This is a genomic window from Siminovitchia jepli (genome assembly GCF_047228825.1).
Lineage (GTDB): Bacteria > Bacillota > Bacilli > Bacillales > Bacillaceae_C > Siminovitchia.
Map to the genome: position 1 here is coordinate 1 of NZ_JBFEGN010000185.1, position 1,745 is coordinate 1,745.

The following is a 1,745-nucleotide window of genomic DNA, read 5'->3' on the forward strand; positions in this document are numbered from 1 at the left end:
GTCTGTGTCAACCATTTGTGGGCAGATATTTTCGCCCTTTATTTTTGAAAGCACTTTCACACTTTTAGGGTTCTCCAAAGTCGACTATTTTTGTATTTTTAAAAACCTGCCAGCCCTTTTAAAGCTTGGTATACGGGAATGTTTGCTTTCTGGCTTAAGTATGGCAGATTGCCTCTTACGGCTTCACCTACTGTATTTTTCAGCTTCTCCCGGTAATACCTTGGCGGCTTCTCCTTTTGTTCCTCTGTCCATGTTTCCATACGTCCAATCAGGGTCCGTAGGGACAGCTTGTCCAGATGCCCGATCAAACCGGTCATCATAGCTCTCATCCCTTCCTCTACCCAGCTACGGCCGTTTTTCATGCGGCGAGCGAACACTCTCATGGTTGCTTCCGCACTGCCCATCGGACGCAGCCCTTGGGTAGCCACCCCTTTTTTCTCGAGCCATTTCCTGTAGTCACCAAGGGCTTCCGGATATTGCTCCAGCTGCTTGATCAGTTCTTCCAGCCTCTCCTCCTTGCTTTCCTTGTCAAGGGTCCCGACTGCGCTATTTAATTCAAGAAACAGCTTTTCTCCGTCATAGGCTGCGAGTGCTTTCCGGATGGCCCTGTAACGGGGGTGGTCTCGGAAGATCCGTTGGATGTCCCGGGCGACATGAAAGCGGTCGATGCTGAAAAAGGCGTTGGACGGAAAATACTCCCGGCAGGCCGTAATCCAGTTCGCTCCGTCCCCGTTAATGACAAGCAGATGTTCCAGAGGGTCATAATCGAACGTCTCTACCAGGAAGGTCTCGAAGTCCTCCCAAAAATGTCCTGTTCCTGTATGGTGGAAATGGCGCTTTTTGATCAGGCTTGTTCTTCGGCCGTTCACTTCCCAGCCTTGGTGGACAGCCACGATCTTTTCCTCTTTTCCCTTTTTGTTTTTTTCCTGGCGCTTCAGGTACAGCCCGTCCACTTCGACAAACAGGACACGCTGCGCCAGTTCCGTTTTTTTCGGAATCAATTCAATCTCCAGCAGCCTCTGCCGAATCCATTCGTGGCTTATCACCCGGTAGCCTAAAAGGTTCTCCAATGTATCAGCTGCCTGGCGGTAGGAAGGGCCCGTTACAGCGAGTTCCATCGCCGTTTCCTTGACCAGGGGACTGACTTCTGTTTCCCCTTCAAATCCTAAATAACGATCCAGAAGAAACACATAGCCACCTGCCTCACGGTCCTGATAATAGGTACGTGAAAACTCGATTTGTCCAAAAAGGCTGTCCATGGTTGCCTCTCGTTTTTCATGGTACCTGAAGCGGTTTTTGTCCCGTTCTTCGGCAATCTGTTGGTCTATTTCCTCCAAAATCTCCTTCATGACGATAGAATAGACTTCCTGAAGATTTCTCCATACCAGCTGCTCAATTTCTTTAAAAGAAGGATAAGCTGTGATATGATTTTCCATAGTGGTCACTCCTTTTGGATCTGGTTTTAGTCGACTTTGATTCTACTAAGGAGTGGCCCTTTTTTCATGGAATTTGCTTGTGAGCTTCTCACTACGATGAGTGTTAAACCCTTTGGCGGCTTGACATGGAGCCTCTGCGGGCATGACTTGCCAGCCAGGGAGCCAGCTATATGGTAAGCTGGCTCGCCAATGGAGGCTATCATGCCCGCCACTCCATATAAAGCCGTGCACTTCATTTCGTAAGAGCAAACCCCACTTAGGCCTCAAATGAGAGGAACAACTATTCGCCCACAAACATTTTACTCATAC

At 48.9% G+C, this 1,745-nt stretch carries 1 protein-coding gene; it reads right to left on the reverse strand.

Annotation, left to right across the window (positions count from 1 at the left end; genetic code table 11):
* Positions 1 to 98: 98 nt before the first annotated feature.
* Positions 99 to 1,436 carry an ISLre2 family transposase gene (locus AB1L08_RS22275; RefSeq protein WP_413066760.1) on the reverse strand — a complete coding sequence of 446 codons (1,338 nt, stop codon included), beginning with the start codon at positions 1,434 to 1,436 and terminating at the stop codon, positions 99 to 101.
* Between the last annotated feature and the right edge of the window lie 309 nt (positions 1,437 to 1,745).